The sequence below is a fragment of the Streptomyces sp. NPDC008150 genome (assembly GCF_042956945.1).
Classification (GTDB): Bacteria; Actinomycetota; Actinomycetes; order Streptomycetales; family Streptomycetaceae; genus Streptomyces.
This window is the reverse complement of the sequence record NZ_JBIBHJ010000015.1, coordinates 209,503-236,035: the sequence shown is the minus strand read 5'-3', so window position 1 is coordinate 236,035 and position 26,533 is coordinate 209,503. Positions and strand designations below refer to the sequence as shown.

General features: G+C 73.6%; 26 protein-coding genes. 10 read left to right on the top strand and 16 right to left on the bottom strand.

What is annotated here, in order from left to right; translation table 11 throughout:
* Nucleotides 1–15: 15 nt before the first annotated feature.
* The gene (locus ACFZA0_RS31175; protein ID WP_391023138.1) at nt 16–1,239 is read right to left on the bottom strand and encodes a metallophosphoesterase; all 1,224 of its coding nucleotides are present in this window, start codon (nt 1,237–1,239) and stop codon (nt 16–18) included.
* Nucleotides 1,240–1,455: 216 nt separating this feature from the next.
* On the opposite strand from ACFZA0_RS31175, the gene ACFZA0_RS31170 reads away from it, so the two are divergent.
* From ACFZA0_RS31170 to ACFZA0_RS31160, 3 genes are all read left to right on the top strand, one after another.
* On the top strand, nt 1,456–1,782 hold the full coding sequence (locus ACFZA0_RS31170) for a VOC family protein (RefSeq protein WP_391023220.1): 327 nt from the start codon (nt 1,456–1,458) through the stop codon (nt 1,780–1,782).
* A gap of 372 nt (nt 1,783–2,154) precedes the next feature.
* Nucleotides 2,155–2,436: an NfeD family protein gene (locus tag ACFZA0_RS31165; RefSeq protein ID WP_391023136.1), complete on the top strand. Its 282-nt coding sequence runs from the start codon at nt 2,155–2,157 to the stop codon at nt 2,434–2,436.
* A 14-nt stretch (nt 2,437–2,450) separates the two neighbouring features.
* Nucleotides 2,451–3,638: an SPFH domain-containing protein gene (locus ACFZA0_RS31160; RefSeq protein WP_391023134.1), complete on the top strand. Its 1,188-nt coding sequence runs from the start codon at nt 2,451–2,453 to the stop codon at nt 3,636–3,638.
* 104 nt (nt 3,639–3,742) lie between these two features.
* Here ACFZA0_RS31160 and ACFZA0_RS31155 read toward each other — a convergent pair whose 3' ends face one another.
* The 3 genes from ACFZA0_RS31155 to ACFZA0_RS31145 are packed head-to-tail and all read right to left on the bottom strand — an operon-like array spanning nt 3,743 to nt 5,733.
* Nucleotides 3,743–4,768, bottom strand: coding sequence for an iron-containing redox enzyme family protein (locus ACFZA0_RS31155; RefSeq protein WP_391023132.1), 1,026 nt, complete (start codon nt 4,766–4,768; stop codon nt 3,743–3,745).
* The gene (locus tag ACFZA0_RS31150; protein ID WP_391023131.1) at nt 4,746–5,006 is read right to left on the bottom strand and encodes a CDGSH iron-sulfur domain-containing protein; all 261 of its coding nucleotides are present in this window, start codon (nt 5,004–5,006) and stop codon (nt 4,746–4,748) included. Before ACFZA0_RS31150 ends, ACFZA0_RS31155 begins: the two co-directional genes overlap by 23 nt.
* On the bottom strand, nt 4,990–5,733 hold the full coding sequence (locus ACFZA0_RS31145; protein ID WP_391023129.1) for a HemK2/MTQ2 family protein methyltransferase: 744 nt from the start codon (nt 5,731–5,733) through the stop codon (nt 4,990–4,992). The genes ACFZA0_RS31150 and ACFZA0_RS31145 overlap by 17 nt, the downstream gene beginning before the upstream one ends.
* 453 nt (nt 5,734–6,186) lie before the next feature.
* Here ACFZA0_RS31145 and ACFZA0_RS31140 point away from each other — a divergent pair, with 453 nt between their 5' ends.
* A complete protein-coding gene (locus tag ACFZA0_RS31140) occupies nt 6,187–6,513 on the top strand; it encodes a MerR family transcriptional regulator (RefSeq protein ID WP_391023127.1) in 327 nt (108 codons plus the stop codon).
* 288 nt (nt 6,514–6,801) lie between these two features.
* On the opposite strand, the gene ACFZA0_RS31135 is transcribed toward ACFZA0_RS31140, so the two are convergent.
* The 8 genes from ACFZA0_RS31135 to ACFZA0_RS31100 form a co-directional block, all read right to left on the bottom strand.
* Complete coding sequence (locus ACFZA0_RS31135) at nt 6,802–8,373, bottom strand: alpha-amylase family glycosyl hydrolase (RefSeq protein ID WP_391023125.1); 1,572 nt, start codon at nt 8,371–8,373, stop codon at nt 6,802–6,804.
* Nucleotides 8,370–9,626 carry a Gfo/Idh/MocA family oxidoreductase gene (locus ACFZA0_RS31130; RefSeq protein WP_391023123.1) on the bottom strand — a complete coding sequence of 419 codons (1,257 nt, stop codon included), beginning with the start codon at nt 9,624–9,626 and terminating at the stop codon, nt 8,370–8,372. Before ACFZA0_RS31130 ends, ACFZA0_RS31135 begins: the two co-directional genes overlap by 4 nt.
* Nucleotides 9,623–10,699: a glycosidase gene (locus ACFZA0_RS31125; protein ID WP_391023121.1), complete on the bottom strand. Its 1,077-nt coding sequence runs from the start codon at nt 10,697–10,699 to the stop codon at nt 9,623–9,625. Before ACFZA0_RS31125 ends, ACFZA0_RS31130 begins: the two co-directional genes overlap by 4 nt.
* Before the next feature lie 8 nt (nt 10,700–10,707).
* Nucleotides 10,708–11,598, bottom strand: a complete 891-nt coding sequence (locus ACFZA0_RS31120) for an ABC transporter permease subunit (RefSeq protein ID WP_391023119.1) — start codon at nt 11,596–11,598, stop codon at nt 10,708–10,710.
* Between the two features lies 1 nt (nt 11,599).
* Nucleotides 11,600–12,562, bottom strand: coding sequence for an ABC transporter permease subunit (locus ACFZA0_RS31115; RefSeq protein ID WP_391023117.1), 963 nt, complete (start codon nt 12,560–12,562; stop codon nt 11,600–11,602).
* Nucleotides 12,559–13,857, bottom strand: coding sequence for an extracellular solute-binding protein (locus ACFZA0_RS31110; RefSeq protein ID WP_391023115.1), 1,299 nt, complete (start codon nt 13,855–13,857; stop codon nt 12,559–12,561). Before ACFZA0_RS31110 ends, ACFZA0_RS31115 begins: the two co-directional genes overlap by 4 nt.
* A gap of 128 nt (nt 13,858–13,985) precedes the next feature.
* Entirely contained in the window at nt 13,986–15,005 is a 1,020-nt protein-coding gene (locus tag ACFZA0_RS31105; protein ID WP_391023113.1) for a substrate-binding domain-containing protein, read from the bottom strand.
* Between the two features lie 459 nt (nt 15,006–15,464).
* Nucleotides 15,465–16,934, bottom strand: coding sequence for a DHA2 family efflux MFS transporter permease subunit (locus ACFZA0_RS31100; protein ID WP_391023111.1), 1,470 nt, complete (start codon nt 16,932–16,934; stop codon nt 15,465–15,467).
* Between the two features lie 95 nt (nt 16,935–17,029).
* On the opposite strand from ACFZA0_RS31100, the gene ACFZA0_RS31095 reads away from it, so the two are divergent.
* Both ACFZA0_RS31095 and ACFZA0_RS31090 read left to right on the top strand, forming a co-directional pair.
* A complete protein-coding gene (locus ACFZA0_RS31095; protein WP_391023109.1) occupies nt 17,030–17,794 on the top strand; it encodes a TetR/AcrR family transcriptional regulator C-terminal domain-containing protein in 765 nt (254 codons plus the stop codon).
* 46 nt (nt 17,795–17,840) lie between these two features.
* Nucleotides 17,841–18,059: a helix-turn-helix domain-containing protein gene (locus tag ACFZA0_RS31090; RefSeq protein ID WP_391023107.1), complete on the top strand. Its 219-nt coding sequence runs from the start codon at nt 17,841–17,843 to the stop codon at nt 18,057–18,059.
* 44 nt (nt 18,060–18,103) lie between these two features.
* Here the strand turns inward: ACFZA0_RS31090 and ACFZA0_RS31085 are convergent, their stop codons facing one another.
* Entirely contained in the window at nt 18,104–18,595 is a 492-nt protein-coding gene (locus ACFZA0_RS31085; protein WP_391023105.1) for a carboxymuconolactone decarboxylase family protein, read from the bottom strand.
* Nucleotides 18,596–18,789: 194 nt separating this feature from the next.
* Here ACFZA0_RS31085 and ACFZA0_RS31080 point away from each other — a divergent pair, with 194 nt between their 5' ends.
* The 3 genes from ACFZA0_RS31080 to ACFZA0_RS31070 all read left to right on the top strand — a co-directional run bounded on the left by ACFZA0_RS31080 (nt 18,790) and on the right by ACFZA0_RS31070 (nt 21,989).
* Nucleotides 18,790–19,758 (top strand): RNA polymerase sigma-70 factor, encoded by a 969-nt coding sequence (locus ACFZA0_RS31080; protein WP_391023103.1) that lies wholly within the window; start codon nt 18,790–18,792, stop codon nt 19,756–19,758.
* Between the two features lie 322 nt (nt 19,759–20,080).
* Entirely contained in the window at nt 20,081–21,223 is a 1,143-nt protein-coding gene (rsgA, locus tag ACFZA0_RS31075; protein ID WP_391023101.1) for a ribosome small subunit-dependent GTPase A, read from the top strand.
* A 127-nt stretch (nt 21,224–21,350) separates the two neighbouring features.
* Nucleotides 21,351–21,989 carry a LysE family transporter gene (locus ACFZA0_RS31070; protein WP_391023099.1) on the top strand — a complete coding sequence of 213 codons (639 nt, stop codon included), beginning with the start codon at nt 21,351–21,353 and terminating at the stop codon, nt 21,987–21,989.
* 42 nt (nt 21,990–22,031) lie between these two features.
* Here ACFZA0_RS31070 and ACFZA0_RS31065 read toward each other — a convergent pair whose 3' ends face one another.
* The 3 genes from ACFZA0_RS31065 to ACFZA0_RS31055 all read right to left on the bottom strand — a co-directional run bounded on the left by ACFZA0_RS31065 (nt 22,032) and on the right by ACFZA0_RS31055 (nt 24,091).
* A complete protein-coding gene (locus ACFZA0_RS31065; protein ID WP_391023098.1) occupies nt 22,032–22,403 on the bottom strand; it encodes a PPOX class F420-dependent oxidoreductase in 372 nt (123 codons plus the stop codon).
* A gap of 121 nt (nt 22,404–22,524) precedes the next feature.
* A complete protein-coding gene (locus tag ACFZA0_RS31060) occupies nt 22,525–23,004 on the bottom strand; it encodes a DUF456 family protein (RefSeq protein ID WP_391023096.1) in 480 nt (159 codons plus the stop codon).
* A 97-nt stretch (nt 23,005–23,101) separates the two neighbouring features.
* A complete protein-coding gene (locus tag ACFZA0_RS31055; protein WP_391023094.1) occupies nt 23,102–24,091 on the bottom strand; it encodes a helix-turn-helix transcriptional regulator in 990 nt (329 codons plus the stop codon).
* Nucleotides 24,092–24,580: 489 nt separating this feature from the next.
* Between ACFZA0_RS31055 and ACFZA0_RS31050 the strand changes: the two genes are divergently transcribed.
* Nucleotides 24,581–26,479, top strand: a complete 1,899-nt coding sequence (locus tag ACFZA0_RS31050) for a protein phosphatase 2C domain-containing protein (protein WP_391023092.1) — start codon at nt 24,581–24,583, stop codon at nt 26,477–26,479.
* Nucleotides 26,480–26,533 lie beyond the last annotated feature (54 nt).

The following is a 26,533-nucleotide window of genomic DNA, read 5'->3' as shown; positions in this document are numbered from 1 at the left end:
CACCACCGGCCGGGGCTACGACGCGGCCGGCCGCCCGGCGCCGCGCAGGACGAGCAGCGTGATCTCGCTGGGGGCGAAGACGCGGAACGGCGGGCCCCAGAAACCGGTGCCGCGGCTGGTGTACAGGAGCGTGCGGGCGCCGTGGCGGCTGAGACCGGCCAGGGCGGGCTGGTCGAGGCGGACCAGGTGGTGGAAGGGCCAGATCTGACCGCCGTGCGTGTGGCCGGAGAGCTGGAGGTCCACACCGGCGTCGGCGGCCCGGTCGACGAACGCGGGCTGGTGGGCCAGGAGCAGGACGGGCAGGCCGGGGTCGGCGCCGTCCAGTGCCCCGGCGAGGTCGGCGCCGTGGCCGGCCAGCCCCGAGGACTCGGCGGTGACGTCGTCCACACCGGCGACCACGAGGGTGTCGCCGCCGCGTTCGAGCAGCACATGGCGGTTGCGCAGCGGTTCCCAGCCCAGCTCGCCCATCAGGTCGACCCAGCCCTGGGCCTCGCTGTAGTACTCGTGGTTGCCGGTGACGTAGACCCGGGCCCGGCTCGCCCGCACGGTGCCCAGCGGTGCCGCCTGCGCGCGGCGGCGGTCCGCCGTGCCGTCCGCGATGTCGCCGGCGTGGCAGACCAGGTCGGCCTCCAGGCCGTTCACGGTCTCGCAGACCCGTGCCGACCAGCGGGCCCGGTCGAGCGGCCCGTAGTGGGTGTCGGTGATCAGGACGACCCTGGTGCCGTCCAGCCCGGCCCCCAGGCGCGGCAGTTCGACGTCGAGCGTGCGCACCCGCGGCACCCGGCGGGCCTCGGCGTACCCCCAGAGGATCAGCACGGCGGCCGTGCCGAGGACGGCCCAGGTGACGATGCGCGCCCGCTGCTGCCCGTCGCCGACGTCCGCCAGGGTCAGGGCGAGCCGCAGCAGGACACCGAGCAGGACGGACCAGGTGAACAGGATCCAGGCGCTGCCCAGCAGGGTGTCACCGACGATCGCCGCGGCGTCCTGCTGCCGCCGGCCGTGGCCGCGCATCATCGCGACCGGCATGCAGACCAGCCCGGCGGCGAACAGGGCGACACCGGTCACCGTGACGGGCAGCGGCCAGTGCTGGCCGCCGAGGAGCAGCACCCAGCAGGGCACCGCCCACAGCAGGACGGGAGCGATCAGCGGGACGTAGCGCATCAGGCGCCGCACGCGGCTCCGCTCGGGCTCCGGCGCCGCGGCGTCGGCGAACTGGGTCTCACCACTGCTGTCGGTCACGCTTCCCCTTCCCGCACGGCCGGGCTGCCGTCGCGGCACTGTACCGGGTGGGCACGGACCGCCCGGAGGCGCGTGGTCCGGGGGCGCCGGGCGGTGCCGGACCGCTCCCGGCCGCCGGGTGCGATGAGTTCCGGTGCTCCGGGCCGTCTGAACAAGGAGAGGCATCCGACCACGACTTCGAAGCAGGTGGCATCCGTGGACATTGCGCGCGTACTGATGGTCGCGCCCGTGAGCGACGTGGAGACCGCGGAGGCCTGGTACGAACGGCTGCTCGGGCGTCCGGCGGACGCCCGCCCCATGCCGTCGCTCGCCGACTGGCACCTCACGGCGGGCGGCTGGCTCCAGGTCTTCGAGGACGCCGGGCGCGCGGGCGCGACGTTCGTCAATCTGGAGGTGCCGGACCTGGACAAGGCCCTCGCGGGACTCGCGGAGCGCGGTCTGACCGCCGGCCCGGTGCAGACCGGCGGCGAGCGCACCCGGCTCGCCTCCCTGGAGGACCCGGACGGCAACCGGGTCACCCTGCTGGAGAACCCGGTGGCCTGAACGGCCGGCCGCCGGTCCCGCTCCGTCCGCCCGCCGCACGGAGCGGGACCGCCAACGTCCCCTCGGCGCACGGCCTTCCGGCGTGCGGACGACCCGGCCGGGCGCTGCCCGCCGCGGCCCGCGCGGCCCGGTGCCGGTCAACCGGCGCTCGCGGCAACCGCGTTGAGGAGCCCGCCGCGGTCGTGCGGCCAACTCGCCCCGCACCGAACCCCCGACGGGCCCCGACCGCCCGCGCCGCCCTGACGGCAGGCGGTGCCGGGGTGTCCGGGACGCCGTCCCGTGCGGGGCGCGCGCGGTGGTGTCCGCGGTGCCGGGCGATCCGGATCGAGGGGGCCATTGGGCAGCGCCACTCGCGGGTCTATTGTTCGATCCGTGGGCCTGAGCGATGAAGGGCGGCCGTTCGAGCCGCAGGACGAGGCTGTGATCGGCCGCACGGGGACGGTACTTGTCGCCACCCGCGGTTCCGCCGGTCCCGGCGAGATCCTGGTACGGGTCCGGGGCGGCCTGGAGACCTTTCTCGCCTGGTCGGAGGATCCACTGCCGGCGGGGGCGACGGTGCTTGTGACCGAGTCACGGGGATGCCGTGAGGTCTGCGTCATGGAGTGGGTGGATCCATTGGACGCGCTCGGCGGCGGTACCGCCGACGCTGGATGAGGAGCACAAGAAACATGTTCGGATATCGCGTTCCTGCTCCCGACGAGGCGATGCTGATCTCGGGGGGCAGGCGGGGGCTGAAGGGCGCGCCGTTCCGAGTGGTGACGGGGCACGGGAAGTTCGTGCTGCCGGTCTTCCGCAAGACCCGTTTCCTCACCTTGTCGATGTGTGAGGCCGAGGTCACCGAGACCTGTGTGACCAAGCAGGGGATCGCCCTGCACGTCCGTGCCGTCATCGCCTTCAAGGTGGGCAACGACCACGCGAGCATCATCAACGCGGGCCAGCGCTTCCTCTCCGACCAGGACCAGATGGCGGTGCTGACCGGGCGGATCTTCGCCGGCCATCTGCGCGCGATCATCGGGTCGATGACGGTCGAGGAGATCGTCACGGAGCGGCAGAAGCTCGCCGCGGAGGTCCTGGACACCTCGAAGACGGAGATGGCGAAGATCGGCCTGATCGTCGACTCGCTCCAGATCCAGTCCATCGACGACGGCGACACCGGGTACATCGACGCGATGTCCGCCCCGCACAAGGCGGCCATCCAGCGCCAGGCCCAGATCGCCCAGGCGCAGGCCACCCAGGCGTCCGCCGAGGCGGAGCAGGCGGCGGCCCGCAACCAGGCCGAGTACGCGCGGCAGACCGCCGTCGTCAAGGCCGAGTACTCCGCCGAGGTGGACCGCGCGCAGGCGCAGGCCGCCCAGGCCGGACCGCTCGCGCAGGCCCACGCCCAGCAGGAGGTCCTGGCCGCGCAGACCGAACTGGCCCTGCGCCAGGCCAAGTTGCGCCAGGAGCAGCTCGTCGCGGAGATCGTGCGGCCCGCCGAGGCGGAGGCCGAGCGGATCCGGGTGCTCGCCGCGGCCGACGCGCAGCGCATGCGGATCCAGGCCGAGGCGGCGGCGTCGTACGACCGCGTCGCGCTCGACCGCATGCTGATCGACCAACTCCCGCTGATCGTGAAGGAGGCGGCCGGCGGCCTCGCGGGCGCCAACGTCAACGTCCTCAACGGCGCGGACGGCCTCGGCGAGATCGCCGCCGGTCTGGTGTCCCAGGGGCTGACGATCCTCGACTCGGTCCGGCAGAACCTGAACGGCGGGGACTCCCCGGAGGCCGCCGCCGAGGACAAGAGCGCCGGCAACGGCCTGCTCCAGCTCCGCGCGGGCAAGGACCGCAAGCCGAACGACGGCCCGGTGGACGTCGACTAGCAACTCCCTTGTGGCGGGGGCGACTTCGGTGCCGCCCCCGCCGGGAGACCGGGCGCTTCTCGGCGCACCGACCGCGACACGGGCGGACGCGGCCCCGGGAGGGGCTACCGCTCCCGCGAGTCCCGCAGCGCCGAGCGGCCCGCGCGCCAGGCGTCCAGCAGGTGGGCGGACAGCCTGTCCTCCAGGAACACGGTGGCGTCCGCGCCGAAGGCCACGTCGGCTTCCAGGTGGGGCTCGTCGGCGAGGAGCGCGCCGATCACCTCGTGGCGTACGACCTGTTCGTGCACCGCGTCCGCCTCCACGTGCTCGTCGTAGAACCGCTCGGCGGCGGGGCCCGCCCCGGTCCGGCGCATGGCCGCGGCGAGGCGGCGCGAGCCGGGGGAGGACGTGATCTCGACGCACGCGAAGTGGCCCACCAGGGCGCCGCGCAGCGCCCGGCGCAGCCCGAACAGGGTCATCATGTTGACCGTCGCGAGGACCGGCGCCGGTGCCGCCGGGAGGTAGTGGCCGTAGTCGGTGTCCAGGTCGAGGTCCGCCATGAGATCGGCGAAGAGCCGGGCGTGGACGTTCTCCGCGCGCCCGGCGCCGAACTCGTCGTACTCGATGGCGACCATCCCCGCCTTGGCCCGGCCGCGGAGTCTGGGGATCACCCAGGCGTGCGGGTCGGCCTCCTTGAGGTGGTAGAGCGAGCGCAGGGCCGCGTACTCGCGCAACTGCCATGTCAGGCCGCGGTGTTCGAGATGGTGGGCGACGCTGCCGCTGTGGTCGGCCGGCTCGACCAGCAGGTCGCCGATGGCCTCGTCCACGCCCCGGCCCGCCGGCACGTCGGCACGCAGCGCTGCCAGGAAGCGGTCCTCCAGCGCCTGGCGCAGCGGCATCAGCGCGGGGTCCCACTCACGGTCGTCGGCGACCCCCGCGAAGCCGCGGTAGTGCAGCTCGTAGAGCAGGTAGAGGGCGAGGTGCAGGTCCTCGCCGTACGGGTCGGCGTCCCGGACCCCCGCGTGGCCGGCGCCCGTGCCGTGCGGCGCGGTGAGCGCCGCGAGCAGGGCGGCGGACAGGGGGCCGCGGGGGTCGGGAAGGGCCGGTCCCGCGGTGGCGCGGGGCCGGTCAGTGGTCGTCGTCACCGGCATGGTCCTCTCTGCGTTTCGGGGCCGGCCGCCTGTGCTTCCGGTGGCTGGTGTCGCACCACGGGTACGTGCGGCTGCGGCGGCAGGTGCAGAGGGCGACGGCGAACCGGTCGGAGCGGACGACCGTGCCGTCGTCCCCGATCACCTCGACGGGTCCCTCGATCAGCACGGGTCCGTCGCGCTCGACGCTGACACGTCGGGCCGCGGGCCCCCGCGGTGTCCCCTCAGCTTCGTTCGGCACGGACGACCACCAGCTCCTCCCGGTCCTCGTCGGCCCCGAGCAGCCCCTGCGCGCGCAGCCACGGCAGCCGTTCGGTGAGGACGGGGCCGAAGGGCACCGTCACACGTTCCGTGATGGTGCCCCGCAGACCGGCCTCCCCGAGCCGCGCCAGCGTGGCCTCGGCGTCGCACAGGCCGGAGTGGACCATGAGCAGGACACCGTGCGGGCGCAGCAGCGCGGAGGCGTGGGCGCATATCCGGTCCACGACGCGCCGCCCGTCCCGGCCCGCGTCCCACGCCCTGCTCAGGCCCCGCGCCGGGACCCTCGGGCTCCGGGCGGGGACGTACGGCGGATTGCTCAGCACCAGGTCGAAGGTCCGCCCGAACCACGGCATCGCGAGGTCGCCGCGGCGCACCTGCACCGGCTGGCCCGCGCGGGCCGCGTTGAGCCGCGCGGTCATGACCGCGCGCCAGGAGATGTCCGTGGCCGACACCCGCGCCCCCAGCCGGGACGCCAGCACGGCGAGCGCGCCGCTGCCGGTGCACACCTCCAGGACGTCGGCCCCCGCCCCGACCCCCTCGGCGCGCACCGCCCGCGCGAGCAGGCAGGTGTCTGCCTGCGGCGCGTACACCCCCGGGAGCGTCCACACGTCGCCGAGACCGGCCGACAGCAGCCCGGCGTCGGCGGCCGGGGCGGACGGCGTGCTCGGGGCAGGGGCGGTCGGGGCCGTGGGGGTCGTCGGAGCCATCGGCTGCCTCCCAGGCAAGCGGGCCGGGGCACAAGCCACCCCGGCCGGTCGCTGTTCCTGTCCCCTCCAGGGTCCGCGCACCCGCCGCCGCCCGCCACTCGTCCCCTGTTCGAGGCAGATTTCCTCACTTTCGAACACAAGAAAAGCTGCCCCGGGAGTTGTAGACATGGGGTGATCGCTTGCCTATGGTTTCTCTCGCAGGACGGTGCGGTCGTGGAGTTCCGGAGCCAGGGTGTTCGTGGACGGTGACGGGGCTGACGACCGGACCGGGGGGCCCGCGGTGATCAGGGGCCGCCGACGCAGTACCGCAGTTGGTCCAGAGGGAACAACGGAGGAGCTGCCGTCGGGTACGCAGACGAACACCGGTGAGCGGTGTGGCAGTTCCTTCGGGGCCCTGGTGCCGTACGGCACCAGGGCCCCTCCATGGTGTCCCGTGTTCCGCAGAGAGGTGCGATGACAGCAGACGACTCGTTCGGCCGGCTCGACGACGACGACTACCCCGCCTACACGATGGGCCGGGCTGCCGAGATGCTCGGCACGACCCAGGGCTTCCTGCGGGCCATCGGCGAGGCCCGTCTCATCACCCCGCTGCGCTCCGCGGGCGGTCACCGCCGCTACTCCCGCTACCAGCTGCGCATCGCGGCCCGCGCCCGGGAACTGGTGGACAACGGCACGTCCATCGAGGCAGCCTGCCGGATCGTCATCCTCGAGGACCAACTGGAAGAGGCCCGCCGCATCAACGCCGAATACCGCAACGCAACACCCCCGAAGAACACATAGCAGCCCCCACCCCTCCCGGGCCGCCGTGTGACGAGGGGACACCCCACCCCCCCAGGGGCGCGGGGAACTGCGCGAACGCCAGCCCCGGCCTGGGGTCGCCGTGTGACGAAGGGGCACCCCACCCTCCCAGGGGCGCGGGGAACTGCGCGAACGCCAGCCCCGGCCTGGGGTCGCCGTGTGACGAGGGGGCACTGCACCCCTCCTAGGGGCGCGGGGAACTGCGCGAACGCTGCCCACGGCTGGGGGTCGCCCTATGACGACGGGGCACCCCCCGGCGAAGCCGCACGCCTAGACCACCCAAACTGCCGTGTCGCCCGGCACAGCCTCCCCCTCCAGCGCCCCGCTGGCCAGCACGGGCCGCCCCGTGACGCCGAGTTCGGCCCAGGCCAGCGGCGCCGGCCCGAGGTTGACGACACACGTCAGTCCCGCCCGGCGGAACGCCAGGTACGGGTCGCCGGGCGCCGAGTACCAGTGGGGCGCGGCCGTCGGATCCGGCGCGGGATGCTCGCGGCGCAGCCGCAGCGCCGCGCGGTAGAGGTTCAGCGTGGAGGCCGGGTCGTGCTCCTGCGCGGCGACGGTGTACCGCGCCCAGCCGTCGGGCTGCGGCAGCCACGTACTGTCCGGCGCGCCGGTGGTGAAGCCGTACGGGGCGCTGTCGCCCGACCACGGCAGCGGCACGCGGGAGCCGTCGCGACCCCGTTCCGTGTGGCCGGAGCGCTCCCACAGCGGGTCGCGGAGCCGGTCGTCGGGGACGGCGGCCTGCGGCAGGCCCAGCTCCTCGCCCTGGTAGAGGTACGCGGCACCCGGCAGCGCGAGCATCAGCAGCGCGGCGGCCCGCGCGCGGGCGGCGGAGCCGAGGCGGGTCACCGGCCGTACCGCGTCGTGGCTGGAGAGCAGCCACGTGACCGCCCCGCCGCCGGGGGAGGGCAGCGAGGCGTCGATGACGTCGCGCAGCTCCTTCGCGTCCCAACGGGCCTCCAGGAAGGCGAAGTTGAACGCCTGGTGCATCTCGTCGGGGCGGATGTAGCGGGCCAGCCTGGCGGGGTCGAAGACGGCCGCCTCGGCGACCATGACCCGGTCGCGGGGCGGCACCGCGCCGGGCGGCGCGGGGTGGGTGTCCAGGAGGGTGCGCCACTCGCGGTACAGCGGGTGCAGTTCCTCTTGGTCGTAGTACGGCATGAGGTGGTTGCGCAGCGGGTCCCGGTGCTGGCCGGGGCCGGCGTCGGGCAGGCCCTCGGCCTTGAACAGGGCGTGCGCGACATCGACGCGGAAGCCGTCCACACCCCGGTCCAGCCAGTACCGCAGGACATCGGCGAAGCCCGAACGCACGTCGGGGGAGCGCCAGTTGAGGTCGGGCTGTTCGGGGGCGTGCAGATGGCAGTACCACTCGCCGTCGGCGACGCGGGTCCACGCCGGGCCGCCGAACGCCGACTGCCAGTCGTTGGGCGGGAGTTGGCCGGACGGACCACGCCCCGCGCGGAACAGGTACCGGGCGCGTTCCGCCGAACCGGGCCCTGCCGCGAGCGCCTCGCGGAACCAGGGGTGCCGGTCGGAGGTGTGGTTGGGCACGAGGTCGACGATGAGCTTCAGGCCCAGCTCGTGCGCCCGCGAGGTGAGCCGGTCGAAGTCCTCCGGGGTGCCGAGGTCGGGGGCGACGCCCGTGTGGTCGGCGATGTCGTAGCCGCCGTCGGCGAGCGGCGAGGGGTAGAACGGCGTGATCCACACGGCGTCCGCGCCGAGTTCGGCGATGTGGCCGAGGCGCGCCGTGGCCCCGGCGAGGTCGCCGGTCCCGTCACCGTCGGAGTCGGCGAAGGCGCGGGGGTACAACTCGTAGCAGACGGTGTCCTGCCACCAGCTCATGAGGGCTCCTGGAAGTACTGAGGTGCTGAGGCGGGGGCGGGGCCCGCGCCGTCGGCGGGCACGGCGCCGACCGGCTGTTCCGTGCCGGTGTCCGCCGCCAGCGTCGCCGCCTCCGCGACGGCGACCGCCGTGACGCCCGAGAGGGCGTCGGCCACCGGGGTGCCGCCGTGGCGCGCGACGCGGACCAGGTCGGCGACGGCGGCCCGCACGCTCTCGCTGTAGACGTACGGTTTGCGCGCCTCGCCGCCGAGGTCGAGGACGGCCCGGACGTGGTGCGGCACGGTGCGCTCGACGCCGCGTCCGCGCGCGGGGGCCGGGGCGCCCGCGCCGCGCTCGACGGTGACGGAGATCCGCTCGCCGCCGTGCGGCCGGAAACCGTCCACGTCGAGCAACTCCGCTGTTCTGGAAGGCAGTTGCTCCCAGGCCGCCGCTCCGGCCTCGTCGGTCCACGCCGAGACCGTGGCGCGTACGGGGATCCAGCCCTCGATCCTGGTCTCGGCGAAGCCGTGGTCCAGTCGCGTCAACTGCCTTTCGCAGCGGTGCGCGTGGGTGAAGGAGTGCAGGTGCGAGGCGAGGACGCCGCCCGGATGAAGGACGTCGGCGCTGACCATGTCCACGGGCCCGCCCGGCCGCCGCACCGCGGTCGCGCGCACGCTGAGCGGGTCGGAGCCCAGCAGGGCGCGCGCCGCGTCGAAGAAGTGCACGCCGTGCTCGACGAAGATGCCGCCGCTGTGCGACCGGTCCCAGAACCAGTGGCCGGGGCCGAGGTCCTCGTCGGAGGCGTCGTTCTCGAACAGGAACCGGCGCGGGGCGTCCAACAGCCCCTCGGCGGTGAGGTGTTCGAGGGCCCGCAGCAACGGGTTGTAGCGCAGGACGTGGTCGACGACCAGCGCCCGCCCGGCGCGTTCCGCCTCGCGAGCCACCGCGCGGGCGTCCCGCGCGGTGGTGGCGAGCGGCTTCTCGCAGAAGACGTGCCGGCCGGCCCGCAGTGCGGCCGTGGCCATCGCCGCGTGCGCGGCCGGCGGGGTGGCGATCGCGACGGCCGCCACGTCCCCGCGCTCCAGCAGTTCCTCCAGGGAGGACAGCGCGGCGATCCCGTACCGCTCGCCAAGTGCCCTCGCCCGTACGGGATCGGGGTCGGCGACGGCGGTCGGGCGCAGCCCGGGGAGGCCGGCCACGGCGTCCAGGACGTACGCCCCGAAGCCGCCGCAGCCGACCAGCCCGAGGCCGAGCGGGGCCGCCGCGGACGTCACGCGGTGCGCTCCAGCAGGGCGACGCCGATGTGCGCGTCCGCCATGCCGTAGAACACGTAGAGCTGTCCGTCGACCTCTTCGATCGCGGTCGGGAAGACCACGTTCGGGACGGTGCCCGAGCGCTCCTCGTCGGTCTCGGGAGCCATCAGCGGCTCCTCCGAGCGGGCGACGACCTTCGACGGGTCGGCCGGGTCCAGGATCATCGCGCCCGCCGCGTAGGAGACGTTCTGGTTCTGCGCGAAGGGGTCCTCGATGTGGCCGGAGACGCCGTGGTGGACGAGCAGCCAGCCCTCGGGCACGCGGATCGGGGCGGGACCGCCGCCGATCTTCAGCTCCTCCCACGGGTGTTCGGACAGGGCGACGAGCCGGTGGTCGCGCGGGCGGGCCAGGGCGCGGATGTCCGCCTCGACCTCGGCGACGGGCACGTACGAGATCCAGATGCCGGGCCGCTCGTCGGTGATCCCGGCGGGCAGGTGGACGCCCTCGCCGGGGCGGAACCAGCCGAGGTCCCACATCGGGCGGTGCAGCATCGCGTACGCCGGTTCGCCGTCCGGGCCGGGCACCGGCTCCGGGAAGTGGACGACGTCCTTGTTCGGGAACAGGTTGAGGTCGGTGTCGAGGTCCGGCTGGTAGGCGAACTGGACGGGACCCAGGCGGGTCCAGTCCGTCAGGTTCTCCGACACGGCGAGAGCGGGCTTGGGGCCGAGCGGCCCGTACGCGACGTACGACATGACGTGCTTGCCGAGCGACGGGATCCAGGTGACGCGGGGGTCCTCGACCCCGGCGTTGTTCTTGCCGCGCTCCCAGCCCTCGTCGGGGGAGAGGACGACCCCGCGGCGTTCGACGCCGCTGGGGACGCCGTCGGTGAAGGTGACCTCGGCGAGGCCGACGCGGGACACGTTGCCCTCGGCGACCAGCCGCGGCAGCAGGTGCAGACGGCCGTCGGGGGTGCGGCCCGACGCGGGGTTCAGGACTCCCTCGGCCTCGTTGGCGTCGCCGGGCAGCGGGGACATGACGAGCCCCTTGCGGACGAGGCGGTAGGGGATGCGCGAGGCGGCGCTGGTGGTGCTCATGGGGGGAATCAGCCCTTTACTCCGGAGTCGATGTCGGTCGAGGTGAAGTGGCGCTGGAACAGGACGAACAGCGCCACGGCGGGGGCGGCCAGCACGCACGCGCCGGCCAGCAGGGCGCCGGACGGGTTGGAGACCGTGCCCTGGAGGTTGGAGAGGAAACTGGCGAGGGAGACGGCCAGCGGCTGCATGTCGGCGTTCTTCGTGACGAGGAACGGCCACAGGAACTCGTTCCACGGGCCGATGAAGGTCAGCAGCATCGCGGTGAGCAGGGCGGGCCGGGCCATCGGCAGCGCGACCTTCCACAGGATGCGCAGCTCGCCTGCGCCGTCGAGACGGGCCGCCTCGAAGAGGGACTGCGGCATCTGGAGGAAGAACTGCCGGAAGAGGAAGACGGCCGTCGAGTTCACCGCGAACGGCAGGATCATGCCGATGTAGTTGTCGCCCAGCCCGTAGTCGCGCACGACGAGCACGTACAGCGGCAGCGTCAGGAGCTGGAACGGGACCATCTGCACGAGCAGCAGCGAGGCGAAGACGGTTCCCCGGCCGCGGAACTGGAGCCGGGCCAGCGCGTAGCCGGCGAGCACTCCGAAGACCAGGGTGCACAGCAGCACGCCGATCGTCATGATCCCGGAGTTGAGCAGCGAACGGCCCAGCGAGATCGCGCCGTTGACGGCCGTGTAGTTGCCGCCGGTCAGCCCGGTGGGCGACGCGGAGGACAGGTCGCCCGTCGTCGTCTTCCGCAGGGAGCCGACGATCATGTAGTAGAAGGGGAAGAGGAAGGCGAGGGCGCCGAGCGACAGGACCAGGTACTTGGCGGCCGTCCCCCAGGGGCGGCGGGCGCGTCGGCCGGCGGGCGGGGTGCGCCGGGCCTCGGCGGGCGGGGTTGCGGCGGCGCTCATGTCAGTTGCCCCTCTCGTTGAGCTTGCGGGCGGCCAGCGAGATGACGAGGACGAAGGCGACCAGCACCACGCCCAGCGCGGCGGCGAAGTCGGGGTGCCCCTGCTCGATGCCCTTCTGGTACATGAGCAGCACGGGCGAGGTGGAGGCGTTGTCGGGACCGCCGCCGCCGGTGAGCAGGTAGGGCTCGCTGAACAGGTTGGCGCCGGTGATGATCGCGTAGATCACGACGAGGGTCGTGGCCGGACGCACGCCGGGCACCGTCACCGCGAAGAACTGCCGTACGCGGCCGGCCCCGTCGACGGACGCCGCCTCGTACAGCTCCTTGCCGACGTTCTGGAGCGCGGCGAGGTACAGCATCACGAAGAAGCCGAGCTGCTTCCACGTCACGAAGAACGCGATCATCGGCATCGCGAGATGCGAGTTGACCAGCCACGAGGGGTCCGGCGCGTGCGAGCCGAGCAGGTTGTTGACGAAGCCGTCCGAGCCGAACAGGAACTGCCACACCGCGACCAGCGCGACGCTCGCCGTGATGTACGGCAGGTAGTAGGCGGCCCGGAAGAAGGCGCGGAAGCGCATCCTCGAATTGAGTGCCGACGCCAGGACGAGCGAAAGCACCACCGTGAGCGGCACGTTGATGACGAGGAAGACGCCGATGTTGAGGAACGCGCGGCCGACGACCGGGTCGGTGAACACGTCCCGGTAGTTGGACAGGCCCACCCACGGCGAGTCGACGTGCGTGCCGGGCGCGGTGAAGTAGAAGCGGTGGAAGGAGATCCACAGCGTGTAGACCATCGGGACCGCGAACACCACGAGCAGGAACAGCACGTACGGCGTCACGAAGAGGGAGCCGGTCCAGGACCGGACCCGGTGGTGACGGGACGCGGCGCCCTCGGCGGGACGGCCCGCGGCGCCGGTCGTGCCGGAGGCCGCCGACGCGGTGGCGGTGGAACGGAGGTTCGTCATGACGGGTCCCCGTACTCGTCGAGCAGCTTGGTGATCTTGTCCGAGGCCTTGCGCAGTCCGGTGTCGGTGGACTCGTCGCCGAAGATGACGGACTTGGTCCACTCGTCGCGGAAGGCCTGCCAGATGTCCACGGAACCGGGGACGTTGGGGACCTCGACGACGTGCTCGGCCTGCTTGGCGAACGGCTTGTAGATCGGGTTCTTGGCGAAGAAGGCCGGGTAGCGGGAGGTCAGGTCCTCACGCATCGGCATCTGACCCGTGGCGTCGAGGAACTTCCCGTCCTGCTGCGCCGAGGTGGCGAACTTCAGCAGGTCCCAGGCGGTGCCCCGGTTCTTGCAGGAGCTGAACATCGCGGCGGACTTCTCGTCGCTGAACGAGTACGTGTCGTCCGCCGCCCTGCCGTCCGCGGTCGGGACCGGAGCAACTCCCACGTCGACGCTGTCCTTGTACGCGGAGATGGCCCAGGGCCCGACGGTGGCCATCGCGGCCTTCCCGTCGTTCACCGCGTCACCGGGATACGCCTCCTGTGGGGCCAGCTTCTCCGCGTACATGGTGCGCCAGAACGCGGCCGCCTCGCGGCCGGCCGCCGAGTCGAACTGGGGCTTGCCGTCCTCGATGAGCTGCTTGCCGCCGCTCTGCGCGGCGAACGCCGGGTAGAAGTCGTTCCACGACTGGAAGAACTCGCTGCTGGGCGCGGGCCAGATCGCGGCCTTGGCGGCGCCGCTGTGCACGAGGGTGCGGGAGGTCTTCAGGAACTGGCTGTAGGTGGCCAGTTGGGGATGCTCGGGGTCGAGACCGGCCTTCTTGAAGAGCTTCTTGTTGTAGAGGATCATCACCGGGTCGCTCTTCCACGGCAGTTGGTAGAACTTGCCGTCCTGCGACTTGTACTGGTCGGTGAGGGAGCCGCCGCGCTGCTCGATGTAGGAGTCGCCGTCGGGGAAGTCGCTGAGCGGCACCAGGCCGTTCTGCTTCTGGAAGGTCGGCACCGACGCGGGCGAGGTGTTGAAGACCAGGCAGGCACTGGTGCCCGCGATGATCGAGGCGCTGATCGCCTCCTCGGACGTCTTGCCCGCCGGTATCTGCTGCGCCGTGACGTGCTGGTCCGGATGGCTCTTGTTCCAGGCGGCGACCATGCTGTCGCCCCACGCCACCTCCTGCGCGTTGTTCGACAGCCAGACCGTGATGGGACCGTGCGCCTTCGCGGCGGTGTCCGGGTCCGGTGCGGACCTCCCGCAGGCGGTCGCCGCGCCCGCCAGTGCGAGCACGAGCAGCGAGTACGCCGTTCTCCTCAGCATGCAAACTCTCCGAACTGTTCACGCCCGGCCTCGTCGCCGGACGGACATTCCTTCATTCCTCGCCCGCGTCCTCGCGGTGCCCGCCGCGCCTGCCGTCCCTCGCGGTGCGGCGGCCCGGCGGCCGGTGCTCAGGGCGTGGGCGCCGGGCCCATCGAGGCGCGGGGGACGAACTCGGCGGGCGGCAGCACGACGTGCGCCACCTCCTCGCCGGCCAGCACCCGGTCCAGGGCGCGGGCCGCCGCCTCGCCCCAGCCGCGCGCGTCGGCGCGGGCGGAGGAGAGCGGCGGGTGGGTGTAACGGGTCAGGGGGGTGTCGTCGTAGCCGACGACCGAGAGCCGCTCCGGTACCGGAACGCCCAGCTCCTGGGCCACGGAGAGCCCGGCCGTGGCGGCCAGGTCGTTCCCGTAGACGATGGCGGTGGGCGGTTCGGCGAGCGCCAGCAGTTCACGGGTGGCACTCGCGCCGCCCTCCGCCGAGAAGCCGCCGGGCCGTACCGGGCCCTCGGGCAGGCCGAGTTCGCGCAGTGTCTCCTCCCAGGCCGCCCGGCGGCGGTGCGCGTGGCGGAACTCCTGGGGCCCCTCGACGTGGGCGATGCGGCGGTGTCCCAGCTCGGCGAGGCGGCGCACCGCCGCGACGTACGCGGGCCGGTCGTCGAGGCCGACCGAGCTGAGCCCGTCGCTCCACTCGCTCTGCCCGACCACGACGGCGGGCAGGTTCAGCCGGTGCACGAGCGCGGGGCGGGGGTCGTCGTGGCGCAGGTCGGTGAGGAGCACGCCGTCCACCCGGCGGTCGGCGGCGAGCCGCTCGTACACGGACCGCTCCCGCTCGGGGGTGGTCAGGTGCACCATGAGCCCGTCGCCGCGCTCCCCGAGGGCCACCTCGACGCCCGCTATGAACGCGGGGAAGAACAGGTCGGCGCCGATCTGGTCGGGCTCCCGGGCGAGTACGAGGCCGAAGGCGCCCGCCTTGCCGAGGGAGAGCGCCCGCGCGGGTCGGCTCGGGGTCCAGCCCAGCTCGGCGGCGACCGCGAGGATGCGTTCCTTGGTCTCCTCGGCGATGCCCGGCCGGTCGTTCAGGGCGAACGAGACGGAACTGCGCGAGACGCCCGCACGCTGTGCGACGTCGTCGATGGTGGGCCTGCGAGCCATGGCGTCTTCCGCTCTCGGTGTTCCTGGAACCGGGCAGGGGCGGTCGGCGTTTTCCGGCCAACACCCTTTGTGTGGGTGACAGTCCGGTATGGGTGGGACTGCACCGGGCGCTAAACCGGTTTAAACGTTCGACCGGCGTTCACTAAACCGGTTTGAGGCGGGGCGGTCAATGGCTTGCGGGGTGTGATCTGGATCGCGCCCGGCCGCCGGGGCCCCGCGCGGGCCGGGTGCCGAGAGGGGCGGGAGCGTCCCCGCGGGGGCGGCCGGGACGACGTCCGCGACACGCCGGTCCGGGGCGGAGTGCCGCCCGGCTGGACCAACGTGCCGTGAACGCCCGGCGGTTGACGGGTTCGGGGTGCGTGGGCCGGTGCCCACGGCCCCCGCGCGTGCCGGGACCCGCCGCCCGGGGGCGCCGCACGGGAGCGCCGCCTGGGGACGCCGCACGGCCGTCGGCCGGGGTCAGCCGTGTGCCGACCGGGCGTGCTTGGGCAGCAGGCCGACGAGCGACAGCGTCAGCAGGTTGAGCCCGGCGGTGATGGCGAGGACCAGTTCCGCCGCGGAGAGGTAGGACCGCGTCGACGGGTGTCCGACCCGGGCGAGGAACACCGTGCCGAGGGCGGCGACACCGATGGCGCCGGCGAACTGCTGGACCGCGTTGAGCAGCCCCGCGCCGGTGCCGACCTCCTCGGGAGTGGCGTCGCCGATGATGAAGTCGACCAGCGGCACGAACACCAGGCCGCTGCCGAACCCGGCGACGAGCAGCGCGGGCGCCAGCCGCCACGGGTCGATGCCGGCACCCCAGTGGGCGACCGTCCACCACAGGCCCAGCAGACCGGCGACGGCGACGGCCAGCCCGAGGTGCAGGCTGCCGCGGCCCAGCTTCTCGGCGAGCCTGGCGCCCGCGAGCAGCACGGCCGCGGCGGTGCCCAGCGCCCACGGGATCAGGGCGAGGCCCGTACGCAACGGGCTCCAGCCCAGGCCCTGTTGGAGCACCAGGTTGATCACGAGGACGAACGCGCTCAACGACGCGTAGAACCCGGCCACGATCACCAGGCCGACGACGAAGCTGCGCCTGCGGAACAGGGACGGCGCGACGACGGGATGCCTGCTGCGCCGCTCGGAGGCGACGAACAGGGCGAGCAGGACGACGGAGGCGCCCATCATGGCGTAGGTCCAGGCGGGCCAGCCGAGGTCGCGCCCCTGGATGAGCGGGACGATGAGCAGGGCGGAGGCGGCGGTGAGCAGGCCCACGCCGGTGAGGTCGAGGCGGGCCGTGCGGTCCTCGCCGCCCTCGCGCGGAAGGACCCGCAGGGCCAGTAGGCCGGCGACCACGCCGAGCGGGACGTTGATCAGGAAGATCGGGCGCCACTGGCTGCCGAACAGGTCCAGGTGGAGCAGCCAGCCGGCCAGGATCGGCCCCGCCACCATGGCGAGCCCCATGATCGGGCCGACGGGGGTCAGTGCCCTGCGCAGGTGCTGCGGCGGGAAGACGACCTTCACCAGGGCGAGGCCCTGCGGGATCATGACGGACCCGAACAGGCCCTGGAGCGTGCGGGCCACGATCAGGAAGGTCACGCCGGGAGCGAGGCCGCAGGCCAGTGACGTCAGGGTGAAGCCGGTCATGCCGATCAGGAAGAGCCGGCGGCGTCCGAGCACGTCCCCCAGCCGCCCCGAGGTGACGAGACCGAGGGCGAACGCGGCGGTGTAGGCGCTCAGCACCCACTGCACGGTGACCTGGCCGCCACCGAGGTCGGCGCGTATGGACGGACCGGCGAGGTTGGCGACGCTCGCGTCGACCAGGTCCATCAGGTCGGCGAGGAAGACGGCGACGAGGACCAGCCACGCGGTGCGCGTCGGCGGCGGGGCCGTGGGCGGGGCCGGCGGCGCGGCCTCCGGCGGGGTGGACGAGAGGTGCTGTTCAGTGGACACGAACACTGTTCTACATCGGAACAGTGTTCTTAGCAATACGAACACTGTTCTGCATGGCGGGGAACACCGTTCGCCGATTGGTTAGACTGCCCGGCATGTCCCCCACCCCAGAGCAGCGGCGCGCGGCGCGGCACCAGCTCGGCACCGGTTCGACCGCCGCCCCCGCGGCCCGGCGCGGGCCCTCCGGCGGGCGCAAGAAGCCGATCACGGTCGACGCGATCATCGACACCGCGTTCCGCATCGTCGAGCGGGAGGGCTACGACGCCCTCACGATGCGGCGCGTGGCCGCGGAACTGGAGACGGGGCCGTCGTCGCTCTACGCCCACGTGGTCAACAAGGAGGACCTGGACGAGCTGCTCATCGGGCGGCTGTGTGCCGGGATCGAGCTGCCCGAGCCGGACCCCGCCGTCTGGCGGCGCCAACTCGTCGACGTCTGCGCCCGGTTGCGTGACCAGTACCTGCGGTACCCGGGCATCTCGCGGGCGGCGATCGCGGCGGCCCCCTCCAACCCGGACACCCTGCGGGTGGGGGAGGGGATGCTCGCCATCCTGCTCGCCGGAGGAGTCGAACCGCAGGCCGCGGCCTGGGCGTTGGACGCGCTGTCGCTCTACGTGAACGCGTTCAGCCTCGAAGTCTCCCTGGTGAGGAGCCGGCCGGGCCGGGCGGCCGACGACGACTGGGTGCTCAGCCGCGACGAACTGCTGACCCGCTTCGCGGCCCTCCCCGACGGCTACCCCCACACCAGGCGGCACGCCGCCGAGCTCACCGCGGGAACGGTCCACGACCGGTTCGACTTCACGATCGGGCTGATGATCGCGGGGCTGGGCGGGCGCGAGGAGGTCGCGGGAGGCGCGGCGTGACAACGGGGGGTTGACATCGTCAACCCCCCGTTGTCATTCTGTCGGCATGACCGCCGACAAGGACCTCTCCGCGTACCGGCCCGCCCTCGACCGCATCAGGGAGGTGCGCGAACAGGCGATTCACCACGCTCGTCTGGCCCAGCGATTCGCCGCCGAGAGGCGGGAGTTGATGCAGTCGCTGATCGACCAGGGGGTCTCCCGGGCCGACATCGCGCGGGAGTTGGGGGTGTCCCGGCAGGCGATCCAGAAGATGCTGGCCGTCTGACCCGCGACACCCGTCCCCGCGGACGTGCGCCCTCAGTTCGGCCGTCAGTTCGCCGTCGCGGCGGCGAACATGCCGACCTCGTACGAGCCGCCCTTCTGGTGCACGAGCACGGCCATCCGGTTCGCCGCGTTGATCAGCGAGACCAGGCACACCAGCGCGGCGAGCTGGTCGTCGTCGTAGTGCTCGCGCACCCGCGCCCACGTCTCGTCACTGACGCCCTCGCGCTCGTCCGCGAGCCGGGTGCCCTCCTCGGCGAACGCCAGTGCCGCGCGCTCCGCCTCCGTGAACACGGTGGACTCCCGCCAGGCGGCGACCAGGTGGAGCCGTACCGCGCTCTCGCCCGCCGCCGTCGCCTCCTTGGTGTGCAGGTCGATGCACCATCCGCAGCCGTTGATCTGGCTGGCGCGCAGCGACACCAACTCCTGCGTGGACGGCGGCAGCGGGGACTTCTGGATGATCAGGGAGGCGTTCGCGAAGCGCTTGGCGAACCGCATGCCCAGGTCGTTCTCGAACAGGTTGAGCCGGGTGTCACTCATGGTCCGGTCCTCTCGAGGTTCTCGTCGTTCTCGTCCTTCTCGTCCGTGTCGGACGAACAGGAGATGCCGGCCACCGGCTCCCTGTGACGGGGAGGCGATGTGACGTACGCCACCGCCCGCCCCTGTCACAGACCGGCGCCCACCGGCGTCTCTTGCGCGTGGGGGAAGCGGCGACGGGCAGGCGGGAGCAGTCGATGGCGAACGAACGGCCGCAAGGGGAGCAGGGGCCGGCGCGGGGCGTGCCGTCGCCCCCGGAAGCGGCGGGGGAGGCGGCCGGCGGGGGCTCCGCGGACTCCGCCACCGAGACCTTCGTCGCCCACCGCAACCTGCTCTTCACCGTCGCCTACGAGATGCTCGGGTCCGCCGCCGACGCGGAGGACGTCCTCCAGGAGACCTGGCTGCGCTGGGCGGACGTCGACCTCGGCGAGGTGCGGGACCGTCGCGCGTACCTCGTACGGATCGCCACCCGCCAGGCCCTCGGACGGATCCGCGCGCTGGGGCGGCGCAAGGAGTCCTACGTCGGCTCCTGGCTCCCCGAGCCGCTGCTCACCGCACCGGACGTCGCCGAGGACGTCGAACTGGCCGACAGCGTCTCGATGGCGATGCTGCTGGTGATGGAGACGCTCGCGCCGACCGAGCGGGCGGTGTTCGTGCTGCGCGAGGTGTTCGACCTCGGTTACGAGGAGATCGCCGACGCGGTGGGCAAGAGCCCGGCGGCGGTCCGGCAGGTCGCGCACCGGGCGCGGGCGCACGTCGCCGCGCGCAGGCCGCGCGGGTCCGTGTCCGCGGACGAGACCCGCCAGGTGCTCGACGCGTTCCAACGGGCCACGGGGAACGGCGACTTGCAGGGACTGCTCGACGTCCTCGCGCCGGACGTCGTCCTCCTCGGCGACGGCGGCGGGGTCAAGCAGGCGGTCCTGCGGCCGATCGTGGGCGCCGACAAGGTGGCCCGCATGCTGACGGCCGGGCCGGCCAGGAGCACGGCGGCGTCCCTGCGCTCCGTCCAGGTCAACGGCCGCCCCGCGCTGGTCCTCGTGCTCGACGGCGAGATCGACACCGTCCTCGCCGCCCACGTCGAGGACGGCCTCATCACCGGCCTCTACGCCGTGCGCAACCCGGCCAAGCTGTCGCACATGGAACGGGAGACGGAACTCCGCCGCTGAACCGGCCGTCGAAAGAGGGGACTTGAGCCGCCGCGTGCCACGCCCGCGGCGGTTCGGCGCGGGCGGTCCCGGCGACGGAGGCGGCCCTCGGAAAAGAAGTGGCGGCCCGCACGGCGCCGCCCCTAGGGTGGTGCGTGTTCGAGCGGCGCGACCGGGTGGTCGTGGCCGGTGATCAGGCTTGGGAGGTGTTGACCGATGGCTGTCGTCGAGACGGGCGTTGCCCGCATCCAGCAGTTCGTCAAGTCCACCTCCGTGGCCGCCGGCTGACCTTTTCGCTCGCGCCGTTCGCGCGTTGCCGGGGCCGCCCCTCGAAGGGTTTCCCTTGTCTTTCTCGTCGTTCTCCTTCTCCTCCGACCTCTCCGACTCCGCGCCCGTCGCGCCCACTTCCGCGCATCCGCTGGCCCCGTACGGCTGGGACGCCCACTGGGAGGCCGAGTTCGCGCCGTACGCCCGGCAGGGGCTGGTCCCCGGCCGTGTCGTGCGGGTCGACCGCGGCCTGTGCGACGTCGTCACGCCGGCCGGCCCCGTGCGCGCCGACACCGAGTTCGTCGTCCCCCGCGACCCCATGAAGGTCGTGTGCACGGGGGACTGGTGCGCCGTCGACCCCGTGAGCAGTGACCCGCTCTACGTCCGCACCCTGCTTCCGCGCCGTACCGCGTTCGTGCGGTCGACGTCGTCCAAGAGGTCCGAGGGCCAGATCCTCGCGGCCAACGTCGACCACGCCGTCGTCGCCGTGTCTCTCGCCGCCGAACTCGACCTCGGCCGCATCGAACGCCTGCTGGCCCTGGCCTGGGAGTCCGGCGCCGGTCCCGTCGTCGTGCTCACCAAGGCGGACCTCGTGCCGGACGCCGTGACCCGCTCGTACCTCGTCCAGGACGTGGAGGCCGCCGCCCCCGGGGTGCCCGTCCTGCCCCTCAGCGCACACACCGGCGACGGCGTCGACGTCCTCGCCGCCGTCGTCTCCGGCGGTACCTCCGTGCTGCTCGGGCAGTCCGGGGCCGGCAAGTCGTCGCTCGCCAACGCCCTGCTCGGGGAGGACGTCATGGAGGTGCGGGCGACCCGGGACGTGGACGGCAAGGGCCGGCACACCACCACCACGCGCAACCTGCTGGTCCTGCCGGGCGGCGGCGTCCTGATCGACACCCCCGGACTGCGGGGGGTGGGCCTGTGGGACGCCGAGAGCGGCGTCGGGCAGGTGTTCTCCGAGATCGAGGACCTGGCGGCCGACTGCCGTTTCCAGGACTGCGCCCACGAGTCGGAGCCCGGCTGCGCGGTGCTCGCGGCCCTGGACAACGGGGAGTTGGCGTCCCGGCGGCTGGACAGCTACCGCAAACTCATGCGGGAGAACCGGTGGATGGTCGCCAAGACGGACGCCCGCATGCGTTCGGAGATGCGCCGGGACTGGAAGCGCAGGAGCGCCGAGGGCCGTGCCGCGATGGACGCCAAGCGGGGGAACGTGCGCTGACACCGTGCGGCCCGGCCCGCGTGTGCTCCGCCCCCGTCGGCGGGACGCACACGCGGGCCGGGTCGGGCCCAACCGCCCTGCTCCTAAAAGTGGTTGAGCGGATCTCCGGTGGCTGCTTGGCTGAGGCATGCTCTCCGCCGACCGCCTCCTCGCCTTCGCGGCCCTGTCCCTCCTGCTGATCGTGATCCCGGGACCCAGCGTCCTGTTCGTGATCGGCAGGGCGCTGGCACAGGGCCGGCAGGCCGCGCTGACGACCGTCCTGGGCAACACCGCCGGCGGGTACGTCCTCGTGGTCGCCGTCGCACTCGGGGTGGGGGCGGTGGTCGAGCGCTCGGTGCTCGTCTTCACCCTCCTGAAGTGGGCGGGCGCGGCCTACCTGGTGTACCTGGGCGTCCGCGCCTTCCGCCAACGCCGTTCCGTACGCGCGGTGTTCACGGCCGAGGCCGAGTCCAGGACCCGGCTGCGGACCCTGCGCGAGGGGTTCACCGTCGGGGTCACCAACCCCAAGACGATCGTGTTCTTCGCCGCCGTACTGCCCCAGTTCGTGAACCGCGAGAGCGGACACGTGGCCGCCCAGATGCTGGTGCTCGGGCTGGTCTTCAACCTGATCGCGCTCGCCTCCGACAGCGTGTGGGGACTGGCGGCGTCCACCGCTCGCGACTGGTTCGCCCGTTCCCCGCGACGCCTGGCGGCGGTCGGCGGCGCCGGCGGACTGGCGATGATCGGTCTCGGCGTCACGGTCGCCGCGACAGGACGCAAGGACTGACGACTCCGGCCCGGCGGCCCGCCCGCGCGCTCCCGTGCGTCCCTACTCCTCCTCCAGGCCCCAGCTCAGGATCCTGCGCGGGTGGATCCGGATCACCTCCTCGCTGAGGTGCGCGCCCAAGTCGTGCGGGCCGACCAGGAGTTCGGCCTCGCCGCGGATGTCGAGGCCCCGCACCCGCCACGGCGTCACGCTCACGATGTCGTCGACGACGAGAGCGACCTTCGGGTTCTGCCGCAGGTTCCGCCACTTCTTCGTGGTCCCCATCGCATAGCCGCCCACCAGGATCGTCCCGTCGTCCCGCGGGAAGAAACCCACCGGGTTCGCCTGGGGTTGGCCCTGCGGGTCGACGGTCGCGAGCCGTCCCAGCCGCTGGGAACGGAGATAGGCACGCTCGGCATCGGTGAATTCGGTCATGACACCACCCGTTCGTCGGTCATGGCAGGAGCCAACCACCCGGCCGCGCCCCGCGCATCAGGTAGGAGTCTTAGGGCCGTGGACCTACGCGGAGTGGGCGGGGAACCGCCGCCGCGTCCCGTCAGCCCCAGAGCACCGCGCCCAGCCACGCCCCCGCGATCAGCAGGCACGGGAAGAGTTCCGCGAGGACGCCGGAGCCGCCCGAGCGCATCGCCGTGCGCACCGAGGCGACCGCCTCGCCGTGGCTGCCCAGCCGCAGCCGCTCGGCCAGGTAGACGCCGCCCACGAACCCGGGGACCGCACCGACCACCGGGACGAGCACGAAGCCGACGACGGCGCCGGTCCCGGCGAACACGGCCATGCGGGGTGTGCCGTACGAGCGCAGGCGGCGCGGCGGCAGGGCCCAGCGCACCACCTGGGACAGGAACAGCACCACCGTCGCGCCGACCAGGATCCCCCAGGCCACCGGCTGCGGATCGGTCAGCGCCCACCACAGAACCGCGGCCCAGACGAGCCACGACCCCGGAACGCCGGGTACCAGTACCCCGCACAGGCCGGTCACGAGGATGAGACCGACCAGGAGGAGTTCCCACACGCCCATGTCCCCAGCGTGCAGGAGGCGGCGCGAAAGCGCAGGTCAAGCGCGTCCGGTCCGGCCGGACCCGGAGCGGGGAGCGCCCCGGGGCCGCCCGCGGCGCTCAGGCGGAACCGTCGCGGGCGACCCAGCCCCGCTCGTAGGCGTGCCAGCCGAGCTGGAGGCGTGTCGTGACCCCGCACAGCTCCATGAGGCGCTTCACCCGGCGCTGCACGGTCCGCAGGCCCAGATCGAGCTGCTTGGCGACGCTCACGTCGGTCATCCCGGCGAGCAGCAGCGACAGCACCTCCAGATCGGTGCCGTCGGGGCCCTCCGGGCCGTCCTCCGCCACCCCGTCGGTGCCCAGCCGCAGCGGCAGCGCCGTGCGCCACACGGACTCGAACAGCCCGCACAGCAGCTCCAGGAGTCCGCTGGCGTGCACGACGAGCGCGGCGGGCTCGGCGGTGTGCGCGGTGAGCGGCACCATCGCGAGCGTGCGGTCCGCCACGACGAGTTTGGTCGGCACCTCCGCCACCACCCGCACCTGTTCGTCGCGGCCGAGCGCGGCCGTCAGCTCCGTGATGCCGTGGGGCATGTCGAGCACCGCGCGTTCCACGACCACCCGGAACCCGACGCCGCGCCCGACCGCCTGCTCCTCCGCGTCGTTCTCCATGCCGGACACGGCGATCGGGTCGCCGGTGACCAGCGCGCACACCTCCTCCGTCGCGCCGAGCTGGAGCTGGAGGAAGCGCTGCGCGACCGCCGCCGTGCCGATCACCACCTCGACCAGGTCGTGCACCGCCGGCTCGCCCGCCGCGCCCCGGTACTCCTCGGCGAGCAGCGCGGCGGCCAGCTCCGCCTGCTCCAGCTCGTGCCGCTGCTGGGTGAGCAGCGCGCCCAGCGCCACCCCGGGCGGCGCCGCGACCCATCGGCCCGGTCGGGCGGAAGACTGCGCGGCGAGACCGTGCCGCTCCAGCCGGCGCAGGGCCAGCTCCGTGTCGTACTCGCCGAGCGTCAGCCGCCGCGCGAGGTCCGGAAGGTCGGCGGCGCCCACGGACACCAGCGCCCGGTACGCCGACTCGTGCTTCTCGTCCAGACCTATCGCTGCCAGCATCAGCGCCTGTCCTTCCCCGGAGAACGTCCCTCGTGACCTGCCCGCCGTGGCGGGAACCGGCCACGGCGTGAACCCGCCACGGCACATCATCGCCGTACCGCGGGTCACTCTGCCAAGGTGTCCGTCTCGGCACCAACAGCCGCCGTACCGCCGTCCCCGACCCACCCGGTCCGCGCGGACGCACGGCCCGGTCGCGTCCCGCCACCACCACGTGCGGCGGTACGGAGCGGAGCCCGGGGCGGTACGCCCCGAAGTCGCCGGACGGTCTCCCGTGGGGGGTGGACCGTCCGGCGATCTCTCTTTTCCGCCGCCCGATCCCGGGAACGCGGGTTCCATGTGCCCTTTCGCGCCCCTTCCCGCGCCTCTTCCCGCGCGCCCTCGCGCACGCTCTTCCGCGCGCCCTCCGACGCCCCCCTCGCGGTGCGGCCGGTCCCCGGAATTTCGCCTTGCGCCGTTTCACCAGGGCCCGAGCGGTGGACAATTGGGGTCATGAGCCAACAGGGGGGAACGCCCACCGGACGCGACGACGACTGGTGGGGACAGCTGTACGACGACTCGGCCGAGGACACGGGTCCCGCGGCCGTCGGTGATTCCCTGGACGACAGGTTCGCCTCGGCGTCCGGGACCGTGGGGCAGGAGACGCCCACCGGGACGGCGGCGCCGCAGGGTTCGTCCCCGGCCCCGGCACCGGCTCCCGCCCGGGTTCCGGTTGCCGCTCCGGAGGACGCCGTACCGCCGCGCGGTCCGCGGACCGGCGGGGGGACGGGGACGGGCGCGGGCTCCTGGTTCGACCGTCCCACGGGCACCCTCCCGCTCCGCCGCACCGGCGAGGACCCGGCGTATGAGCCGACCGGGGACCCGGAGGGACAGGGGTACGGGGAGGCGTCCGCCGAGGAGGACGAGGCGGCGGCCGACGCCGCCGACGACGACACGGTGTACGCGCGGCAGGCCGACGCCTGGTACGCGCGGGACGACGACGTCGCCTACGCGGGGGAGGGGGACGAGGACACCGCGCCCCCGCCCGTCCCCGACCGGCCCCCCGTCACCGGGCCCGCCGCCGAGCGCCCGCCCGCGCCGGGCCGGCCCCCCTCGGGGGCGCCCTGGGGCCCCGCGAGCTTCCCCTCCGACCCGTACACCGACCACGTGGACATCCACCCCGCCCCGGCAGCGCCCCCCGCCCCGTCCGACCCGTACACCGACCACATCGACATCCACTCCGCCCCGCCCGCCGCCGTGCCCCCGCCGCCGCGCACCCCGCCGCCCCCGCCCGGCGACGCGGTCCCGGTGGGCCGCGGCGTCACGGCCCACGTCCCGCGCGAGGCCACCCAGCCGGACCTCGACGCGCGCCGGGAGGCCGCCGTACCGGCCGCCCCGGACGCCCCGCCGGCCGAGTCCGCGCCGCGGGTCGTCCCCGCGCCGCCCGTCGCCGTGGACCACATCGGTTCCGGCCCGCCCACCTACGAGGCAGAACCGACCGCCCTGCCTCCCGCCGACCCCGACGGGCTCGACGACCTCGTCCCCGACACGGTGCTCGACGGCGCCCAGTACGGCGCCTGCACGCTGCGGGCCGCCTCCGTGCGCGGCGACTCCGCGCGGTACCGCGGCGAACCGCGGCGCGACGCGCTGCTCACCGCCCGGTTCGGCACGGGCGACCAGGCACTCGTCCTCGTCGCGATGGCGACCGGCGCGCGTGCCACCCCCGGCGCGCACCACGCGGCGGCCGAGGCGTGCCGGTGGATCGCGCGCGCGGTCGGGCTCAGCCAGGTCCGGCTCGCGGAGGACATCCGCGCGGCCCGGCGCGGCGACCTGAAGTCGGGTCTGCACCGGCTCACCGACCGCAGCCTCGGCCGGCTGCGCTCACGGGCCGCGGAACGCGGGGTCGAACCGGACGAGTACGCCGCCACCCTGCGCTGCCTGCTGCTGTCCGCCGACCCCGCCTGCCGCACCCGTGTCTTCTTCGGCGTCGGCGAGGGCGGACTGTTCCGGCTGCGCGACGGCGTGTGGCAGGACATCGAACCGCGGGTCTCCGAGGCCGCGGGGGACGCCGTCGTCGGCTTCGGGGCCGGACCGGCCGAGACCCCGGAGGGCGACCGGCTCACCATGGACCTCGGCATTCCGACACCCCCGAGTCCCTACGAGCCCGCCCCCGAACCCGTGCGCGAGCCCTTCAGGTTCCGCGCCTCCGTCGCCCGGCCGGGTGACGCGCTCCTGATGTGCACGGACGGCCTCGCCGGGCCGCTGCGGGGCGAGGCCGCGCTCGGCGACCATCTCGCCGGACAGTGGTCCGGCCCCGTCCCGCCGGGCCTCGCGGCGTTCCTCGCCCACACGCAGACCCGCGTGAAGGGGTACGCGGACGACCGCACGGCGGCGGCCGTTTGGGAGGCGTGAGCGCGCGGGCTGTGCCTCCATGGAACCCAGAGGGATCCGAGGAGACCGAAGGGG

Bases quoted from the DNA above. Each gene is read 5' to 3' on its own strand.
- ACFZA0_RS31120 (WP_391023119.1), bottom strand. From the start codon at position 11,598: ATGAGCGCCGCCGCAACCCCGCCCGCCGAGGCCCGGCGCACCCCGCCC.
- ACFZA0_RS31095 (WP_391023109.1), top strand. From the start codon at position 17,030: ATGTCCCCCACCCCAGAGCAGCGGCGCGCGGCGCGGCACCAGCTCGGC.
- ACFZA0_RS31145 (WP_391023129.1), bottom strand. From the start codon at position 5,733: ATGGCTCCGACGACCCCCACGGCCCCGACCGCCCCTGCCCCGAGCACG.
- ACFZA0_RS31085 (WP_391023105.1), bottom strand. From the start codon at position 18,595: ATGAGTGACACCCGGCTCAACCTGTTCGAGAACGACCTGGGCATGCGG.
- ACFZA0_RS31115 (WP_391023117.1), bottom strand. From the start codon at position 12,562: ATGACGAACCTCCGTTCCACCGCCACCGCGTCGGCGGCCTCCGGCACG.
- ACFZA0_RS31090 (WP_391023107.1), top strand. From the start codon at position 17,841: ATGACCGCCGACAAGGACCTCTCCGCGTACCGGCCCGCCCTCGACCGC.
- ACFZA0_RS31105 (WP_391023113.1), bottom strand. From the start codon at position 15,005: ATGGCTCGCAGGCCCACCATCGACGACGTCGCACAGCGTGCGGGCGTC.
- ACFZA0_RS31050 (WP_391023092.1), top strand. From the start codon at position 24,581: ATGAGCCAACAGGGGGGAACGCCCACCGGACGCGACGACGACTGGTGG.
- ACFZA0_RS31125 (WP_391023121.1), bottom strand. From the start codon at position 10,699: ATGAGCACCACCAGCGCCGCCTCGCGCATCCCCTACCGCCTCGTCCGC.
- ACFZA0_RS31055 (WP_391023094.1), bottom strand. From the start codon at position 24,091: ATGCTGGCAGCGATAGGTCTGGACGAGAAGCACGAGTCGGCGTACCGG.
- ACFZA0_RS31060 (WP_391023096.1), bottom strand. From the start codon at position 23,004: ATGGGCGTGTGGGAACTCCTCCTGGTCGGTCTCATCCTCGTGACCGGC.
- ACFZA0_RS31080 (WP_391023103.1), top strand. From the start codon at position 18,790: ATGGCGAACGAACGGCCGCAAGGGGAGCAGGGGCCGGCGCGGGGCGTG.
- ACFZA0_RS31170 (WP_391023220.1), top strand. From the start codon at position 1,456: ATGGTCGCGCCCGTGAGCGACGTGGAGACCGCGGAGGCCTGGTACGAA.
- ACFZA0_RS31160 (WP_391023134.1), top strand. From the start codon at position 2,451: ATGTTCGGATATCGCGTTCCTGCTCCCGACGAGGCGATGCTGATCTCG.
- ACFZA0_RS31140 (WP_391023127.1), top strand. From the start codon at position 6,187: ATGACAGCAGACGACTCGTTCGGCCGGCTCGACGACGACGACTACCCC.
- ACFZA0_RS31135 (WP_391023125.1), bottom strand. From the start codon at position 8,373: ATGAGCTGGTGGCAGGACACCGTCTGCTACGAGTTGTACCCCCGCGCC.
- ACFZA0_RS31070 (WP_391023099.1), top strand. From the start codon at position 21,351: ATGCTCTCCGCCGACCGCCTCCTCGCCTTCGCGGCCCTGTCCCTCCTG.
- ACFZA0_RS31065 (WP_391023098.1), bottom strand. From the start codon at position 22,403: ATGACCGAATTCACCGATGCCGAGCGTGCCTATCTCCGTTCCCAGCGG.
- ACFZA0_RS31155 (WP_391023132.1), bottom strand. From the start codon at position 4,768: ATGCCGGTGACGACGACCACTGACCGGCCCCGCGCCACCGCGGGACCG.
- ACFZA0_RS31110 (WP_391023115.1), bottom strand. From the start codon at position 13,857: ATGCTGAGGAGAACGGCGTACTCGCTGCTCGTGCTCGCACTGGCGGGC.